The 16,945-nt window shown below is 31.2% G+C and carries 20 protein-coding genes and 1 pseudogene; all 21 read right to left on the reverse strand.

Annotated elements, in window-relative coordinates; all coding sequences use genetic code 11:
- Positions 1-17 precede the first annotated feature (17 nt).
- The 21 genes and pseudogenes from AC0L4B_RS10030 to AC0L4B_RS10130 all read right to left on the reverse strand — a co-directional run bounded on the left by AC0L4B_RS10030 (position 18) and on the right by AC0L4B_RS10130 (position 16,874).
- Complete coding sequence (locus AC0L4B_RS10030; protein WP_473436779.1) at positions 18-383, reverse strand: SnoaL-like domain-containing protein; 366 nt, start codon at positions 381-383, stop codon at positions 18-20.
- 135 nt (positions 384-518) lie between these two features.
- Positions 519-1,238: a 3-ketoacyl-ACP reductase gene (locus AC0L4B_RS10035; RefSeq protein ID WP_028291352.1), complete on the reverse strand. Its 720-nt coding sequence runs from the start codon at positions 1,236-1,238 to the stop codon at positions 519-521.
- A gap of 107 nt (positions 1,239-1,345) precedes the next feature.
- On the reverse strand, positions 1,346-1,927 hold the full coding sequence (locus AC0L4B_RS10040) for a hypothetical protein (RefSeq protein WP_473436780.1): 582 nt from the start codon (positions 1,925-1,927) through the stop codon (positions 1,346-1,348).
- 16 nt (positions 1,928-1,943) lie between these two features.
- Positions 1,944-2,621 carry a DUF6891 domain-containing protein gene (locus tag AC0L4B_RS10045; protein WP_473436781.1) on the reverse strand — a complete coding sequence of 226 codons (678 nt, stop codon included), beginning with the start codon at positions 2,619-2,621 and terminating at the stop codon, positions 1,944-1,946.
- Positions 2,622-2,698: 77 nt separating this feature from the next.
- Complete coding sequence (locus tag AC0L4B_RS10050; RefSeq protein WP_473436782.1) at positions 2,699-4,003, reverse strand: cryptochrome/photolyase family protein; 1,305 nt, start codon at positions 4,001-4,003, stop codon at positions 2,699-2,701.
- Positions 4,004-4,006: 3 nt separating this feature from the next.
- Positions 4,007-4,468: an SRPBCC family protein gene (locus AC0L4B_RS10055; protein ID WP_473436783.1), complete on the reverse strand. Its 462-nt coding sequence runs from the start codon at positions 4,466-4,468 to the stop codon at positions 4,007-4,009.
- Positions 4,469-4,479: 11 nt separating this feature from the next.
- Positions 4,480-4,940 (reverse strand): annotated as a pseudogene (locus AC0L4B_RS10060) (TspO/MBR family protein).
- Positions 4,937-5,479: a glutathione peroxidase gene (locus AC0L4B_RS10065; protein ID WP_473436784.1), complete on the reverse strand. Its 543-nt coding sequence runs from the start codon at positions 5,477-5,479 to the stop codon at positions 4,937-4,939. The pseudogene AC0L4B_RS10060 and the gene AC0L4B_RS10065 overlap by 4 nt, the downstream one beginning before the upstream one ends.
- A gap of 6 nt (positions 5,480-5,485) precedes the next feature.
- Complete coding sequence (locus AC0L4B_RS10070) at positions 5,486-6,169, reverse strand: SDR family NAD(P)-dependent oxidoreductase (RefSeq protein WP_473436785.1); 684 nt, start codon at positions 6,167-6,169, stop codon at positions 5,486-5,488.
- A gap of 96 nt (positions 6,170-6,265) precedes the next feature.
- The gene (locus AC0L4B_RS10075; RefSeq protein ID WP_028291359.1) at positions 6,266-6,490 is read right to left on the reverse strand and encodes a hypothetical protein; all 225 of its coding nucleotides are present in this window, start codon (positions 6,488-6,490) and stop codon (positions 6,266-6,268) included.
- A 4-nt stretch (positions 6,491-6,494) separates the two neighbouring features.
- Positions 6,495-7,190: a GTP cyclohydrolase I FolE gene (folE, locus tag AC0L4B_RS10080; protein ID WP_028291360.1), complete on the reverse strand. Its 696-nt coding sequence runs from the start codon at positions 7,188-7,190 to the stop codon at positions 6,495-6,497.
- 62 nt (positions 7,191-7,252) lie between these two features.
- Positions 7,253-7,531 (reverse strand): TIGR03643 family protein, encoded by a 279-nt coding sequence (locus AC0L4B_RS10085; protein WP_473436786.1) that lies wholly within the window; start codon positions 7,529-7,531, stop codon positions 7,253-7,255.
- The gene (locus tag AC0L4B_RS10090) at positions 7,532-7,960 is read right to left on the reverse strand and encodes a hypothetical protein (protein ID WP_473436787.1); all 429 of its coding nucleotides are present in this window, start codon (positions 7,958-7,960) and stop codon (positions 7,532-7,534) included.
- A 108-nt stretch (positions 7,961-8,068) separates the two neighbouring features.
- Positions 8,069-9,556, reverse strand: a complete 1,488-nt coding sequence (locus AC0L4B_RS10095) for a cryptochrome/deoxyribodipyrimidine photo-lyase family protein (protein ID WP_473436788.1) — start codon at positions 9,554-9,556, stop codon at positions 8,069-8,071.
- A 177-nt stretch (positions 9,557-9,733) separates the two neighbouring features.
- Entirely contained in the window at positions 9,734-11,266 is a 1,533-nt protein-coding gene (locus tag AC0L4B_RS10100) for a cryptochrome/photolyase family protein (RefSeq protein WP_473436789.1), read from the reverse strand.
- A 53-nt stretch (positions 11,267-11,319) separates the two neighbouring features.
- A complete protein-coding gene (locus tag AC0L4B_RS10105; protein WP_473436790.1) occupies positions 11,320-12,633 on the reverse strand; it encodes a DASH family cryptochrome in 1,314 nt (437 codons plus the stop codon).
- Entirely contained in the window at positions 12,603-12,743 is a 141-nt protein-coding gene (locus AC0L4B_RS10110; RefSeq protein WP_473439428.1) for a DUF2256 domain-containing protein, read from the reverse strand. The genes AC0L4B_RS10105 and AC0L4B_RS10110 overlap by 31 nt, the downstream gene beginning before the upstream one ends.
- Before the next feature lie 4 nt (positions 12,744-12,747).
- Entirely contained in the window at positions 12,748-14,172 is a 1,425-nt protein-coding gene (locus AC0L4B_RS10115) for an SDR family oxidoreductase (protein WP_473436791.1), read from the reverse strand.
- A gap of 93 nt (positions 14,173-14,265) precedes the next feature.
- Positions 14,266-14,883 carry a flavin reductase family protein gene (locus AC0L4B_RS10120; protein WP_473436792.1) on the reverse strand — a complete coding sequence of 206 codons (618 nt, stop codon included), beginning with the start codon at positions 14,881-14,883 and terminating at the stop codon, positions 14,266-14,268.
- The gene (locus tag AC0L4B_RS10125) at positions 14,884-16,194 is read right to left on the reverse strand and encodes an ABC1 kinase family protein (protein WP_473436793.1); all 1,311 of its coding nucleotides are present in this window, start codon (positions 16,192-16,194) and stop codon (positions 14,884-14,886) included. It abuts the gene before it with no gap.
- A 71-nt stretch (positions 16,195-16,265) separates the two neighbouring features.
- A complete protein-coding gene (locus AC0L4B_RS10130) occupies positions 16,266-16,874 on the reverse strand; it encodes a TetR family transcriptional regulator C-terminal domain-containing protein (RefSeq protein ID WP_473436794.1) in 609 nt (202 codons plus the stop codon).
- Between the last annotated feature and the right edge of the window lie 71 nt (positions 16,875-16,945).

Consider the following 16,945-nt stretch of genomic DNA (forward strand, 5'->3'; position numbering starts at 1 on the left):
TTTTTTTATACTTAGGATTATTGACCCATGTTATAAAAATACTGCTCGCTAGCAATTTTACCGTCTTTTACTTCATATACACAAACCTCTTCCATTTGTTGTCTTCCACCTTCTTTAAAGGTGCAATCAAAGCTCATTTTTGCAGTAAAAAAGTTTCCAGCAACTATTGGTTCTCCAATCTCACTTGAATGAAGGTTTTCAACGTTCTCATACCATTGTTTACTTTTATTCCAAACATTTTCTTTTCCAGAAATAATTTCTCCTGGCATTCCAGGCATTTCTCTGCTAACTACATTGTCAGCGTAAAGTTCTGTAACGCAGTCTAAGTTTTTACCTTCTCTGCACATATTAGCCCATTTTTGAGCAACTTCTTGTGTGTTCATACTATTTAGTTGTTTGTTTTACTAAATATAGTAAAATTTTGATTTACAAAGTGTTAACTTGGTATTATTCTGGTGTTAAACAAAAAAGCATCCATTAAAACTTAATGGATGCTTTGATTTAGACTATATTTTAGATTACGGATTAGTAGACCATAAAGCTGCACTTTTTAGCATAGCTCGTCTAGGTAATTTTAATCCAGCAACAACTAATTCTGCAAAATCTTCAGGCTGTAAGACACTGTCTTCTGAGTCTTTATTAGCAATACCAAGATCTATAGACATGTCTGATGCTATTGTACTTGGCGTTAATGTGCATACTCTAATATTGTTTTTACGGACCTCTTTCATTAAAGATTCTGACATACCAATAACTGCAAATTTTGAAGCAGAATAGGCAGATGTACTAGCGTTTCCGTTTAATCCTGCAGTTGATGAGACGTTAATTATATCACCTTCATTTTTATTAATTAAAACAGGCAATACTTCTTTAGTAACATAATACATACCTAAAAGGTTAGTTTGTATAATTTTTGTCCACTGGCTAACTTCCATATCATTAAAAGTTCCAAAAGCAGCAATACCTGCATTATTAACTAAAATATCTACTGTCCCAAAAGTTTCAATAATTTTAGCAATACCAGTTTTAACTTCGTCATAATTACCAACATCAAAAATTGAATATGTGGCTTTTACTCCATATGTTTCTAACTCAGTAACGGTCTCTTTTAGTGTGCTTTCTGTACGTCCAGTAATGGCTACGTCAATACCTTCTTTGGCAAATGCAATAGCTGTTGCTTTACCTAACCCTTTACCACCACCTGTGATTATTGCTTTTTTATTTTTTAAACTACTCATTGTATTTGTTTTTTGTGTCAAAAATTAAACTAGATTAAATGTACAGAATTCTAAAAACCGAAACTAAGTTTTAATAAAGGTTAACATATAATTAATATTAAGGTTAATCAAAAGTTTTGAGAAAAGTAAGCAATTAAAAATATCCAAGATAAGTATAGCGTAGTGTAAGTGGTAGCGTACATTAAAGATAGACCTAAGTTATTTTTGGTAACTTTAGATTTAAAAAACACTAATTTTAATGCTCTAAAAAACACCCAATAAAGCATTGCTAAAAGGATAAAAATAGAAAACCAAAATATAGCTTCTATTAAAATTAAAAACAGAAAAAGTAAAACTGAAGTTACTATCCAGAATAAAAAAGATATGACGATACCAATAATAACATCTTCGGTATCAATAGTTGGTGCTTGTATATCTGGAAACGAACCTGCTGAAGGTATATAATCTCCAGACTTAAACGTTTTAATTTTTGGATAATTGTCTTTTAATTTGACGCCAACATAAAGACCATATGTCATAAATAATATTAATACTATGCCAATAATTGATAATGATAAATATAGGTTTGAAGTTACAGATCTGTTATAATTAATACCAGTTATATATACTGTAAGAGCTGTAATAGTAATAACTATTAATGATACAATAAATACAGATTTACCTTTAAGATAGGTTTGTTTTGCTTTCAAGTATTGCTTCTTTTTATTACCATATTCTCCAAAAAGGCTTTTTGGTGCTTTTTTTAATTACTGATTTTTCAGTATTAGCTTTCAAGATATCAAAAATACGTGTATAATTATAATCTATATTATCAATTGTTTTTTGCCAATTAATGTCTAAAATGGCTATTCTGGTTTCTAAGCTACCATTCCATTTTGTTTTAAAACCATTATTTTTTAAAACTTCAATAATGTTTTTAGCGACTTCTTGAGCCAGTTCATCATCCTGATTATAACTATCAAAAGCAATATGTAAAGTCTTAAGATTACTTATTGCTGTTTCTAAATCTTGCGTATGATAAAAACAATATCCTTTTGAGGTAATGCCAAAGGATTTTAGTTCATTGATAATTTCGTGACAATCATTTCTACCATCTTGTTTAGTGTAACCTGCCTTGTGTAAAGACACAATATTGGCTGTGTTGAGTTGGTCAAAAGCTTTAACAAGTCTATCAAAATCACTAGGTCTGTCCCAATTTAAACTGTGTGTGTAATGGTTATTTAATCTTGTTTTAACTTGTGTTGTTAACCACTTTAAGTCCAAATCTTCTTCATCGTAAAACATATCACTAATATTTTCAATTAGATCTTTTTCATTTTCAAATCCAAAACAAATATCTTTTTCTAGTTGTTCTATAACTTCATTTTTAAGATTTTGATTCATAAAATTTAGGTTTAATATCTTGTTTGATATTAAATATAGGAAATAAAAAAGAGGAATTTTATTTCCTCTTTAATATTTTAAGCAACAGCTTCCTTATAAACCTTTAAGCAGCGTTCTCTAGCTTCTTTATGATCAACTATAGGTTTTGGGTAAGTTAATTCTTGATAATCGGGAACCCATTGTTTTATGTATTCATGTTGCTTGTCAAATTTGTCGATTTGTGTTGTAGGATTAAATATTCTGAAATAAGGAGACGCATCCACACCAGATCCTGCAACCCATTGCCAATTTCCAACATTACTGGACATATCGTAATCATGAAGTTTTTCGGCAAAATAAGCTTCTCCCCAACGCCAATCAATTAATAGATGTTTACATAAAAAACTTCCAACTAACATACGTACGCGATTGTGCATAAATCCGGTTTGGTTAAGTTGTCGCATACCAGCATCAACTAAAGGGTAGCCTGTTTCACCTTTACACCAAGCTTTAAATTCGGTTTCATTATTTCGCCATTCGATTCTATCGTATTTAGCTTTAAAAGCATCTTTATGAGTGTCTGGAAAATGCCAAAGTATTTGCATAAAAAATTCTCTCCAGATTAATTCTTGCCAGAAAATTTCATTGTCTTCAGCAATAGCTTTTTTGACCATTTTACGTACACTTACAGTTCCAAAACGTAAATGAGGTCCTAGTTTAGACGTTGCATCTTTAGCAGGAAAATTACGTTTGTCTTCATATTCCTGTATTAGCGTTGGTGTTACGTCGTAATCCTCAATATTTTGTGATGCGCTTTTAAAACCAATGTCGCTTAACGTCACATTTGGTAGTCTTGTATGCTCAATCAAATTATCTAAATAGCTATTGGTGTAATAAATAGTTAAATCATGAGATTTAAAAGTCTCTTTCCATAGTCGCATATAAGGAGTGTAAACAACGTAAGGTTTTCCGTCTTTTTTTACGACTTCATCCTTTTCAAAAATGACTTGATCTTTATACGTTTTAAAGCTAATGTCATTTTTATCTAATAATTGTTTTATGTTTTTGTCTCTTTTTGTAGCATAAGGCTCATAGTCATGATTGGTGTGAACAGTGTCTATGGTATACTGTTCTATTATGGTTTTAAAAGCTTTTTCAGGCGTATCATAGTAAATAGCCAAACTACTATTATGTTCGCTTTGCAATGTATTACGCATAGATTGTAGAGTATCAAAAATAAAATTGACTCTAGCATCATCCTCAGGTAATTGCTCCAAAATATTTTTATCAAAAATAAAAATAGGGAGCACAGGAAGGTCTGATTTTAAAGCATTAACAAAACCAACATTATCATCCAATCTTAAATCGCGTCTAAACCAAAATATATTTACTGTAGTTGCCATGTATTAATATTTACCAAAAAGTTGTTCTAATTTTTCTGTTCTATATTTAAAAATCTCTTCTAATTTTGGTTTAACCAAAATAGGATGTGCCAATTGACCTAAAAGACCCAATGGGATTTTATAATCTATAATATCTTCCATTTCTACACCACCATCAATTTCTTTAATAAAATGTTTATGATGCCATAATGCATAAGGACCAAAACGTTGCTCGTCAACAAAATACTCGCCTTCTTTTATGTGTGTAATTTCAGTAACCCATTTTGTTTTAATTCCCAAAACTGGTGTAACAATATACTGTATGATTTGTCCAGAAAACATAGGCCTATCTGCACCAGATAAGATATCAAAACTCATATAATCAGGAGTAATTGCTTTTAAATTTTTAGGATCAGATAAAAAATCCCAAGCTTGAGCTTTTGTAATTGGTAAATTCTGTTTTTTATGTAATCTGTAAATTTTCATGATACAACTGTTTAATTGTTTATAAGAATATAGGCATTAAGAGAGGTAGCAATTAGCATCCAAATCATGTATGGTAAAAGTAAATAGCTTCGTTTTTTTAAATCTTTCTTAAAATTGAAAAAGAAGAAAAAATAAGCACTGTAAGTAAACTTATGATTACTAACCCAACCGAAACCAAATGCTGATTAAAAAACACGTAATTCCAGCTAACATTAAGTATAAATTGAATTACAAATAACAGTATTAGTAAATTAGTTTTTTTAGTATTGAATAAATACGCAAGATATACCGAAAAGCAGATCATTATTAACGTCCAAGCTACACCAAACACCCAACCTGGAGGTGTCCAAGGAGCTTGATTTAAATTAATATACCAATCTGTTAATGGACCATTATCCATTAACCAACTACCAAATGCTAGTCCGCTAAAGTTTATAATCAAAAATAATATTAAGGCTTTAAATATTTTCATTTTAAATACTTAGTTATTTTAGAACTATTTGGCTTTGTAGTAGAGTAGTAGTAGTCTAACCATTGTCCTTCTGGACTTACTAAATACTTTTGAAAGTTCCATTTAACTGTAGAGCTCTTTTTGCCATTTTTCTCTTTTTTAGTTAGCCAACTGTATAAAGGATGTTGTTGTCTACCTTTAACTGCTATCTTTTCTGTTATTAAAAAAGAAACACCATAATTTACTTGACAAAACGACTCTATAGTATCTGCAGTACCTGGTTCTTGACTTCCAAATTGGTTACAAGGAACACCAATAATTTGTAACTTGTCTTTGTGTAGGTCATAAAGCTCTTGCAGGTCTTTATATTGTGGTGTAAAACCACACTTTGAAGCAACGTTTACAAATAAAATATGCTTGTTTTTAAACTGATTTAAATCTATAGGTTTACCTTGTATATTATTGATTTTTATATCATAAATACTAGGCAGATTGTTATAATCTATAGTTACAGAATCTTTGCTAAATAATGTAGCAGCAAATGCTTTTAAAGGATTCATAAATAATTATATTTTAAAGCTTACTATCCCACAATCCATTTCAAATATTTGTCCAGATATTGAGGCTGCTTTTTCTGAAGTTAAAAACTGAGCCATATCAGCGACCTCCTGAGGGTTTAAAAACTTTTTAAGAGGATGTCTTTCCGTCATGTTTTCAATCATTTTATCATTACGAAGCAGTTTTGATGCTAAATCAGTATCCGTCACTGTTGGTGCAATAGCGTTAATTCTTACTGTTGGAGCTAATTCTGCTCCAATAGATTTTACTAAACCTTCAACAGCACTTTTAGAAGCAGCAACACTAGCATGAAAAGGCATACCTAATTTTGAAGCCACAGTACTAAATAATACTACAGATGGGTTTTGACCTTTTTTTAAAGGGTCGACATATTTTTGAATTGCTTTGACAGCACCAAGAACATTAATTTCAAAATCTGCTCTAAAATCATCTAGTTTTAAACGACCAATAGGTTTCAAGTTTATGCTTCCTGGACAATAGATTAACGTATCTACTTGATCAATATCAGGTAAATCATCGGTTAAAATATCGCAAGAGTGATGTGCTAAGTTTTCATGACTAAAATCTGGAGTAGTACGACTAATATTTGTGACTTTGTGAGTCTCTAAAAAAGTGTTTGTAATGGCTTTTCCGATGCCTTTACTACCACCAATAATGACTAAATGTTTCATAGCTTTTTTTAAAATTAGGTATAAAAAAGTGGTATTAATAAGATTGCTCTTATTAAATAATACCACTTAATATGTAATTTAATAGTTATCTACAACTTATGCAGCAGATGGTCTTCCTTTTAAACGCTTTTCAATTTTTTGTTTGATAGCGGTTAAATCCTTCATAATATCCATTAACTTAGGATCTTTGTTTTCTTTGTAAAGTTCATTTACTCCAAGGATTAAATCCTTAGCTTCTCTTGATGCAAGAATACGATCGCTAGTAGTGATAAATTTGTGCTTTCTTTCTGAAAATTCGATTGCTTTTTCTACGATACTCATAATGCTACTCTTTTAAATAATTTTGTAATTCGGCTATTTTTTCTGGTGTATTAAATTGTCCACCATAAAACGTCGTCACTGTTGCAGAAGATTCATCTTTAATACCTCGTGACGATACACATAAGTGTTTGGCATCAATAATTACCGCAACATCTTCTGTATTTAATGTTGCTTTTAGGTCTTCTGCTATTTGATTTGTTAACCGTTCTTGTACCTGAGGACGCTTAGCATAATACTGTACAATTCTGTTTAATTTTGATAAGCCTATAACTTTTCCTGAAGAAATATAAGCTACGTGAGCTTTACCTATAATGGGTACAAAGTGATGCTCGCAGTTGGAGTAGAAAGTTATATTTTTCTCCACCAACATTTGATTGTATTGGTATTTGTTGTCAAATAACGCAATTTTTGGTCTATTTTGAGGGTTTAATCCAGAAAATATTTCATCAACATACATTTTGGCAACTCGTTTTGGTGTTCCTTTTAACGAATCATCTGTTAAATCTAGTCCCAAAACATCCATTATTTCTTCAAAGAGAATAGCAATTCTTTCTTTTTTATCACTGTCCGAAAGCTTGAAAGCATCTGCTTTCATTGGTGTTTCAAGTCCAGTGTAAAGGTGATCGTCACCTATATCTTCATGATCAAAACCATTAAGGCTGTATTTGTCATGATCTACTACTGTGTTTTGTTTGTTCATTTTGTCTTTTTAATTGCTGTATTTGGTTTAACATGCCAAATCAAAGCAGGTTGTTTATTTATCTAACGTTTAGATATCTTGTTATGTGTAATTTGTTTTTGTCTAGAGCATTTAAAACGACCGTCTTCAAAAGGTCTTTTTTTGCTATGTTTAGTGCTTCTACCTTGTACGCGTTGCCTCCACATTTTAAAGCTGCTCAATTTCATTTCACGACGCATTAATTCAATAACGTCTTGCTCTTTTAAACCAAATTGAAACTTGATAGCATCAAAAGTTGTACGGTCTTCCCAAGCCATTTCTATTATTCTGTCGGTTTCTTCTATTGTAAATTCTTTTTTCATTTAAAATGGCGAAAAATTGTATTGTTCGTCAAATTTCACCTTTTCATTCATCAATTTATTAAAAAACTTCTTATTTTCTCTAAAAGTTTTGTTATTTCTGAAATGAATAAATTTTCCATTTGAATGTATACTAGATCCGTTGGTCTTGTAAACTACTAATTTATAATACGGAATTGCCCAAGTAAAATTTTTTAATCCTTTGGTAATATGTATTAAAATCCCTTTGGGTCTTAACTCTATATTACCATAATTAGTATCACTAACTGTATTCAAAATTGATGCCATATTTGGGCTGGTATCGTCCACAATCATTCTTTTAGATCCAATACCTTTCAATTTTGTTATTTGTAAAAATGAAAATGGTTTACCAACTAAATTATCTATTAACTTGTTGCTATCTTTATTGTTATGTGTTGTGTTTAAAAGCAATTAATGTGATGTTATTTTTAATATATATCAAATATATAAAATGTTTAACCTTTATTCTAATTAGTTAAACAAAAATTAACATATTATTTGTTTATACAATTATAACAGTTACTTATTGTTAGGTATTAGGCGTTTACGGTCGTTAAGAGTATGTCGTAATAGTATGCGTTTACTTTCTTTTTTTACTAAAGAATTGTCTTTCATGTTCCAAAGTGTATCACTAGCAAATTTTCTTGTTTGTTTTTCGTTTACTATTGGAAAAGGATAATCTCTTCCTAGCTGAAAATCTGTCAGTTGCTGGTCAAAATATGTCATTGTACTTGGGTCGTGTACAAACGGAGTGTCCAAATTTGCTAACTCAGGTACCCATTGTTTAATAAATGTGCCTTCAGGATCGTGCTCCAAACTATTTTTTAACGGATTATAAATGCGTAACATATTTATTCCAGTTTCGCCAGCTTGCATTTGTATTTGTGGATAATGTATGCCTGGTTCGAAATCTAAGAATAAACTGGCTAGATGTTCGCTCATGTCTTGCCAAGGTTGCCATAAGTTATGTGTGAAAAATGAAACTACTAAAGCACGCATTCTAAAATTTAAATAGCCAGTTTCTTGTAAAGATCGCATGCAAGCATCTACTAACGGAAAACCTGTTTGTCCAGTTTTCCAGGCTTCTTGATATTTTAAATTAACGGGTTTATTAAGTTCTTGATAGCCTTTGTTTACACTTTTAAACTCCATTTGATGTTCCATTTCAAACTTTTGTATAAAGTGCGCTTGCCAACGTAGTCTGGATACAAATGCATTTAAATGTCTTTTATGTGTTTTATGTTTTACAACGTCTGAAGCACCATTGATGACTTGTTTAATGGATAAATTTCCCCAAGCTATGTAAGGTGATAATCGACTACAACCTGTTCTGGCATCTAATGGTTTTGAGATATGATACATGTAATTATGGTAACGACCGTTATAAAACGATTGCATGTATTTTAATCCAGTTGTTGTGCCACCTTTTTGAAATATTTTTGAATATTCCGTTGTCACGGAAACAATGTTTAGTTTGGTTTCTAGTGTTTCAATTTGATTGATGTTTAGTAGTTGGCTAGGTTTCGGTTGAAACTGAAACTCGGCTTGCATCATAAAATCATTCCATTGCTCGTACCAATTGTGCCTATTAGTTAGTCCACGTTGTACACCATTATTGTCGTTTTCTGTCCAAGTAATATTTTGGTTGGCTAAAAATTCCGCGAAAGCGATATCACGATTAAAGGTAGATAAAATACCAGTTTCTTTATGAGAAAAGATTTGAGTAATTGTGTAGTGGATTTGTAGTTGTTTAATTAAGCTAATTATTGAGCTGTTAACTACTAAGATTTTAGAATTGTAAGGTTGTAATTGTGAGTTTAAATCCTGTAATGATTGTTTTACAAAATCCCAATGACGTTGGCTGTAATGTTTGTCTTGTAATAAAAAATCCTCGAAAACATAGAGTAGGAGCGTGTGCTGACCTGAGTTTAAAGCATTAGTAATGGCTTCGTTATCTTGTAGTCGAAGGTCGCGTTTTAGCCACACTATGCTTAGGTTTTGTTTCATTTTTATTGATTTCTCTTTATTACTTCTCGACACAATTTGCTCGTACCTCACAAATCACTCGAAGTGACGTTACGTGTCTATTTTATTTTTCTAATTCTGTTATTATCTATTCTTTTACGTAATCGTCACATCGAGTGATTTTTAGTTTTTTCTCTAAAAATTGTATCGTGATGATTTTTAAAAACTATCAGGATTTTCAATAATTTGTTGTGCTCTTTCTTTTAGGCTACTTATTTGTTGTGCGTCCATTTTATCTAATAGACTGTACATCATTTTCATTCTGAAATTATTGCCCAATTGTGGACGTTTATCGTCTAGAAAATTCCAATACAAACTATTAAAAGGGCAGGCTTTATCGCCTAATTTTTCTTTTTTGTTATAATAACAAGAGTCACAATAATTACTCATTTTATTAATATAGCTTCCGCTAGAGACGTAAGGTTTTGTAGCTATTTTTCCGCCATCTGCAAATTGACTCATACCTCTTGTGTTTGGTAATTGAACCCACTCTAAAGCATCTACATAAATACCCAAATACCAAGCGTCAACCTCGTCAGGATTTATTTGCGCTAGTAAAGCAAAATTACCTGTTACCATTAATCGTTGGATATGGTGTGCGTAACCATTATCTAAACTATTGGTTATGGCTTGTTTTAGGCAATTCATTTTTGTGTTTCCTGTCCAATAAAAGTCTGGTAAAGTATTGGTGTTTTCTAGATGGTTAAGTGTTTTGTATTCTGGCATTAAAGCCCAATACATGCCACGCATATATTCTCTCCAGCCAATAATTTGTCTAATAAAACCTTCTACTTGGCTAATAGCTATGTCTTGACCATGTTTGCGCCAATAATTTAATACCGTATCGACTACGTTTTTAGGTGAAATTATTTTAAGGTTAATTGCAAACGATAATCTAGAATGAAATAAATAGACTTGGTCTGTATGCATAGCATCTTGGTAGTCGCCAAAATGAATTAGTAGCTCTTCACAAAAATATTTTAATTGGTCTAAGGCTTGTTCTCGGTTAATAGGATAGCTAAACGTTTTAGTGTCAAATTCACCAATGGTTTTAACCTCTTGTGTGTTTAGTAAAGTAACGATGTCGTCAACCTTATTTTTATAATATTTATAACTTGGTATTGGATGTTCTCCTTTCCATTTATTACGGTTACTTTTATCGTAATTCCATTTACCACCTTCAGGTTGGTCTGCAACCATTAGTATATCGTGTTTTTTACGCATGTCACGATAAAAGTTTTCCATTAAGTATTGTTTTTTACCTTTAAAAAACTGTTTTAAATCTTGACGTTTGGTATAAAAATGCTCTGTAGAAACTGCTTTGATTTTAATATCTAATGAGTTACTGAAAGTTGATAATTGTTGATCCAAACGATACTCATCTGGTAATTGATACTCAAAGTTTGTAATACAATGTTGATTTATTAAATATTTTAGATTGTTTGTTAAATCTTGCGTATTATTTTTATCGTCAAGCTTAAAATAGATCACTTCAAACCCATTATTTTTTAAGTGGTTTGCAAAATCACGCATAGCAGCAAAAAAGCCAATCACTTTTTGGATGTGGTGTTTAACGTAGTCAGTTTCTTGACGCATTTCAAACAAACAATATGTAATGTTATCTGGATTGTCTTTATACCAACTGTGTTTACTGTTTAGTTGATCGCCAAGTATTAGTCTTAGTGTTTTCAAATGGTAAGTGTGTGTGTATTAATGATTACAACTTGAGTTAAAAATACTATAAACTAAAACAGAGTATCTTGTAACCACAAGCGTTGGTATTTTCCATTGGCATCGTAACGTTGGGCTTGAAGTTTAACGTTAAATACACGATCTCTAGGATCGTTGCCAACTCCCGAAACGTACATCCAATTTCCATAGTTGCTGTGTACATCATAATCTATAAGTAGGCTTTCAAAATAACTAGCTCCAATACGCCAATCCAATTGTAATGTTTTAGCAAAATAACTTGCTACATTTTGACGACCACGATTACTCATCCAGCCTGTTTTTTTAAGTTCAATCATATTGGCATTTACAAAAGGTTCTGGCGTATTACCTTCAATCCATTGTTGTATTTTACTTGAGTTAGAAGACCAATTGTACTGTTTTTGTAATATGCCTTCTAATTTAAAAATGTGGTTGCCATGTTTTAAAGAGACGTATTTAAAATAGTCACGCCAAATCAGTTCGAATATTAACCAATACGTCGATTGATTTTTAAAATGAAGTTGCTCAAAGCGCATGACTTCAAAATAAATTTGTTTAGCAGATAAACTTCCATTTGCTAACCATGGCGAAAACTTGCTGCTAAAATCTGTACCAATCAATCCGTTTCGTGTTTTTTTGTAGAAGCCTAATTTTTTGCTTTCAAAAAAATAATTATTTAAACGCTTTAAAGCTTCGGTTTGTCCTCCTTTAAACGGAAATGCATTGTTAGGTTGTAATGTAATGGAGTCCAATCCTAAATCTTTTAAATCAGGAATAGTGGTGTTGTTGGTAATGTTTGTTTTTTTCGCTTTCGCTGAAATTATTTCAGTTAAATGTCTGACTTTACAATGTTTTTCGCACTGTTTTCTAAATTGTGTAAATACGTTTGGCAAAGCTTCCGTTTGAAACGGAATATCTTCTGGATGAAATAAAAATTGATCAAAATCATCATTAAAAGTTACCGATTTTGAACAAGATGCTTTGACTTGGTTTATAACCGAAACTTCTTCTGAAGTCCATTCTTTCTGATAATAAACATCAGTAATACTATAGTCTTTAATTAAATTTGAAATGGCATGTTCTGGAGTTTCCGTGTAAACGAATAAAGGAATATTTAATTTATCTAATTGTATTTTTAAATCTTTTACAGTTTCAATTAAAAATTGAGCTCTAAAACGCTCCGTTTTTTTAAAGCCATAAGTTGTAGTAGCAAAATCTCTTGGATCAAAACAATAAATTGCCAATATAGTTTCGCTATTATTTAAAGCTTTTGTGACCGAAATATTATCGTGTGTTCTTAAATTGTTTTTAAACCAAATTAGGCTGGTTTTGTCTTGTTTGTTCTGCATTTTTGACTACAATATTTTACGTTCTCCCAGTTCTTTTCCCATTTTTTTCTCCAACTAAATGGAAGTCCACAGGTTAAACAGTCTTTAGATGGTAGATGTTGTTTTTTAATACCTTTAGGCATTTGCTAATTTGTTTATCATACCTTTAAAAATAAAACCATGAAACGGTAAAACACTATACCAATACAATCTTCCTGCTAATCCACGAGGTCTAAATGTGGCGCGTTGGTAGACTTTACCTTTTGCGACTTGAAACTCTAACCAAGCTTCACCTGGTAATTTCATTTCGGCAAAAAGGATTAACCTTTTTTGGTCTTTATCTGCTAATAATACACGCCAAAAATCTAATGCATCACCAGTTTTAATATCTGTTTTATTAGTACGTCCACGACGTAAACCAATACCACCAACTAGTTTATCTAAATAGCCTCTAATTTTCCATAAAAATGTACCATAGTACCAACCGTTTTCTCCACCAATAGCCCAAATTTTTTCTAAAGTACGTTGCTCGTCAAGGACTTTTTGCTCTTTAATATCTTTAAAGCAACCATGTTTTGGTACTTTAAGGTATTTGGTTGAAGCCCGTTTTTTAAAACGACTATTAATTAAAGCATCTTTCCAGCTTGAGATAATCTCATTACCTTCAATTTTAGCAAAAGCATATTTTATGGCTTTTTTGTAGCTTACAGGTTGAATGTCTAAAATAGAATTGATATCACTTTTTTGACCAATTATTTCAATTCCCATACTATTTACCAATGATGATGCTAGTTTGTATGACGTTGAGGTTACAAAATATAGCCAATAACTAGATAGTTTTGGTGTCATTACTGGAACGGTTAATATGTATCGTTTAAGCTTTCTAGCTTCAGCAAATTGAAGTAGCATTTGCTTGTAAGTCATAATTTCTGACCCAAAAATATCGTGAGAGGTGTTATATAATTCGGTTTTACCTAAACCTTTGGTTAAAAATGCAAGAACATCTCTGACACCAATAGGCTGTGTTTTTGTGTTTAGCCATTTTGGAGCAATCATTACAGGTAGTTTTTCGACTAAATCTCTAATAATTTCAAAACTTGCGCTTCCAGATCCAACAATAATTCCTGCTTTAAAAACGGTTAAAGCATAATGCTTGGATTGTAAGGTTGTTTCGACATTTTTTCTGGATAATAAATGTTTGGATAGCTTAGTGTCGTTTGTAATTCCGCTTAAGTAAATAACTTGTTTGACATTAGTCGTTTCAATATAATTTTTGAAATTTACAGCACAATCTTCTTCCATTTTATGAAATTGATCTACAGAATTTGACATGGAGTGTATCAAATAATAAGCCGCATCAATGTCTTTAGGGATGTTAGTAAGTGTTTCTGGTTTTAAAAAATCAGCCTCAACAACATGAAGGTTTTCTTCTTCAGGATATTGACGTTCGGTTCTTAATTTTCCTCTTACAGCACAAACAACAGTATGACCTTGCTCTAGTAGTAACGGAATAATACGCTTACCAATGTAGCCTGTTGCTCCTGTTACTAATATTCTCATGGGTTTGGTTTTATGTGATTTGTTGTTCTTGATATAATTTTTTATTCTTCAAAAATTACTAGAACTGACGTTGAGTCTTTCTATACTTTTTATTTATTTTTTAGGTCTTTGGTATTCTAAACGTTTTTCAAGTTTCGGTATGGCATAACCATCTAAACCATTTATTGCAGCAATATTGGCTTTTGATAAATTTATAAAGCCATCGTGTTCCAATAAATCGTCATTAATATATACTCCGTTTATTTTACCAATGACTAATATGGTATTATTTGCTTTAATAATGTAGTCTTCAACAAAAGTCATATCAAGTTGTAAAGGCGCATCTTTAACAAAAGGAGCTAAACAACCCTCTTTATATTCAGATTGTAAATTGGTTACATCAAATTCAGAAATATTGGTGTCATATTTAGCTGAGGTGTGATGTGCATCTTCAAAATTATTTAACTGGATAGGATTTATTGTGTATTTACCAGTCGTTTTTATATTGTTATAAGTGTTTCTAGTTACTGTAGTTGGTCTACAAAAAAATCCAAGTAAAGGTGGATTGCTACCAACGTGTGTTACAGAACTAAAAACAGCTACATTTTCTTGATCATCTGCAGATTTTGTACCTATTAAATTAGCGCTTTTAAACCCTGAGCAGCTATTAATTAAATTTATTTTATATAAATGCTCAAGGTTATCTATGTCTTGTCTGCTAAAATATGCCATTTAAAGGTTTTTGAAATTGTTGATTTTTATGTCTTTTGCTTTTAAGTCAAACATCAAATTGTACAATCCAAAAAAGGTTCTGTTTATATAAATGAAATGTTTAGAGCCTCTGTTTCCATTCATTTTTTTAAGTTCACTACTTTTACTGTAACGTTGTCCCATTTCTGAAATAGCATTAAAGAATTCTGGATCAGAAAAATCAAAGGTTTCTTCATGAAATGGTTTTGTAAACAAGCTTAATAACTCATGAAACATTGCAGAGAAAAATGCTAGCTCTTCTTCAGAATCGTCTTTTCTTAATATTTCTAATTCGTACATTGTATCTGTAAACAATGTTTTATTGTTAATCACATTGGGCTTAGCAAGCTCAAAGTAAGGAACGTAAAATTCTTCTGGAACAGTTTTCATACAACCAAAATCCAAAGCAATTAAATCGCCTGATTTAGAGACTAAAAAGTTTCCTGGATGTGGATCTGCGTGTACTTTTTTAATAACATGCATTTGATACATATAAAAGTCCCAAAGCGCTTGCCCTAAAGTATTGGCTTTGTTTTGATCTGTATTGTAAGCCGTAAATTCTGATAAATGCTCGCCTTCCATCCAATCCATTGTAATGATTCTCTCAGAAGACAGGTCTTCATAATACTCCGGAAATTTAAGATTAGGTATGTGCTTGCAAGCCTCTACAATTGCTTTACTTTGTTGTACCTCTAGAATGTAATTAGTTTCTTCAACTAATTTATTTTCGACTTCTTGAAAGTATTTATCCGAGTCTTTACCTTTAATATTAAACATTTTAATAGCTATAGGTTTTACCAAAGCCAAATCTGTAGCAATGCTATCTGCAACACCTGGATATTGAATTTTCACAGCAAGTTTTTTCCCATCCTTTTCGGCTAAATGCACTTGGCCAATACTGGCTGCATTTACAGAATTAAGATTAAAGGTGTCGTAAATTTGGCTTGGTAGTTTCCCGAAATATTTTTTAAATGTTTTGCTAACTAAAGGAGCAGATAAAGGCGGAACTGAAAATTGTGCTAAAGAAAACTTCTCTACATAAGCTTGTGGTAAAATACTTTTTTCCATACTTAGCATTTGGGCAACTTTTAATGCACTTCCTTTAAGCTGTTTTAAACTATCATAAATGTCTTCAGCATTATTTTTGTTAAGTCTGTCTTTAGCTTCGGCTTCTGTTTTGGTGATTTTATCACCATAATATTTTATGTAATTAACACCAACTTTTGCACCTGTAGTTACCAACTTGGTTGCTCTAGATATTTTTGATGTTGGTATTTTGTCTATCGTTTTCAATAGTTTTTAATTTAAATGGGTTGATACTTAAAATAGTATCCTACAACACACTCTAATTGTGAGTGTTATAATTAACTTGTTTTTACTTTTTCTTTAAAAATGAATTTTCCGAAGTCAATTAAACTTTTTAAAGGAGCAATATTTAATACATCAAAGCTTGTGTTTACAGATTTTTCTATAAATATGTCTGTTTTTTCAAATGAAGCAGAGGTATCATCCATCCAAAACTTTAATGTTAATAGTAATTGAAGCCAAGCAGTTTCTGTCAAACCTTTGTCTTGTATTTTGTTTAATTGCTCTTGTTTAACATCAATTAATTCGATATCTAAATCTTTAATGTAATGTGTAAAACTTGTTTTTAAACCTGATAATATTTTATAATTTTTTAAGCTGTTTTTGTGTTGATGTAACGCATAAATTACATAACTTCTATTGGCAGTTAGGTTTTCAAAAAAAGTGAAGTAAAAACTTAATAGTTTGTTTCTTGGCTCAAAATTAGCATAGTCTTCGCTTGCTTCAAGCGCTTTGTGTGTGTTATCAAAAAAGGCTTGAAATATGCCTTTTTCAATAGCTTCAAAATTACCAAAGTGTTCATAAAACTTAGCTTCGTCAAAATTATTTTGTTTCGCGAAAGCGTAAATACTTTTAGGTTTATGATTGTGTTCAAGGACGTAATCCATGTAAAATGTGATTATGTCGTTTGAACTAATTGTCTTTTTTTGCCATCATATAAAATTTTGATGGTATAAAG

This window comes from Olleya sp. NP1-10, assembly GCF_055804415.1.

Bases quoted from the DNA above. Each gene is read 5' to 3' on its own strand.
- AC0L4B_RS10035 (WP_028291352.1), bottom strand. From the start codon at position 1,238: ATGAGTAGTTTAAAAAATAAAAAAGCAATAATCACAGGTGGTGGTAAA.
- AC0L4B_RS10055 (WP_473436783.1), bottom strand. From the start codon at position 4,468: ATGAAAATTTACAGATTACATAAAAAACAGAATTTACCAATTACAAAA.
- AC0L4B_RS10095 (WP_473436788.1), bottom strand. From the start codon at position 9,556: ATGAAACAAAACCTAAGCATAGTGTGGCTAAAACGCGACCTTCGACTA.
- folE (WP_028291360.1), bottom strand. From the start codon at position 7,190: ATGAACAAACAAAACACAGTAGTAGATCATGACAAATACAGCCTTAAT.
- AC0L4B_RS10050 (WP_473436782.1), bottom strand. From the start codon at position 4,003: ATGGCAACTACAGTAAATATATTTTGGTTTAGACGCGATTTAAGATTG.
- AC0L4B_RS10130 (WP_473436794.1), bottom strand. From the start codon at position 16,874: ATGGATTACGTCCTTGAACACAATCATAAACCTAAAAGTATTTACGCT.
- AC0L4B_RS10070 (WP_473436785.1), bottom strand. From the start codon at position 6,169: ATGAAACATTTAGTCATTATTGGTGGTAGTAAAGGCATCGGAAAAGCC.
- AC0L4B_RS10045 (WP_473436781.1), bottom strand. From the start codon at position 2,621: ATGAATCAAAATCTTAAAAATGAAGTTATAGAACAACTAGAAAAAGAT.
- AC0L4B_RS10030 (WP_473436779.1), bottom strand. From the start codon at position 383: ATGAACACACAAGAAGTTGCTCAAAAATGGGCTAATATGTGCAGAGAA.
- AC0L4B_RS10085 (WP_473436786.1), bottom strand. From the start codon at position 7,531: ATGAAAAAAGAATTTACAATAGAAGAAACCGACAGAATAATAGAAATG.
- AC0L4B_RS10065 (WP_473436784.1), bottom strand. From the start codon at position 5,479: ATGAATCCTTTAAAAGCATTTGCTGCTACATTATTTAGCAAAGATTCT.
- AC0L4B_RS10115 (WP_473436791.1), bottom strand. From the start codon at position 14,172: ATGAGAATATTAGTAACAGGAGCAACAGGCTACATTGGTAAGCGTATT.
- AC0L4B_RS10075 (WP_028291359.1), bottom strand. From the start codon at position 6,490: ATGAGTATCGTAGAAAAAGCAATCGAATTTTCAGAAAGAAAGCACAAA.
- AC0L4B_RS10120 (WP_473436792.1), bottom strand. From the start codon at position 14,883: ATGGCATATTTTAGCAGACAAGACATAGATAACCTTGAGCATTTATAT.
- AC0L4B_RS10105 (WP_473436790.1), bottom strand. From the start codon at position 12,633: ATGCAGAACAAACAAGACAAAACCAGCCTAATTTGGTTTAAAAACAAT.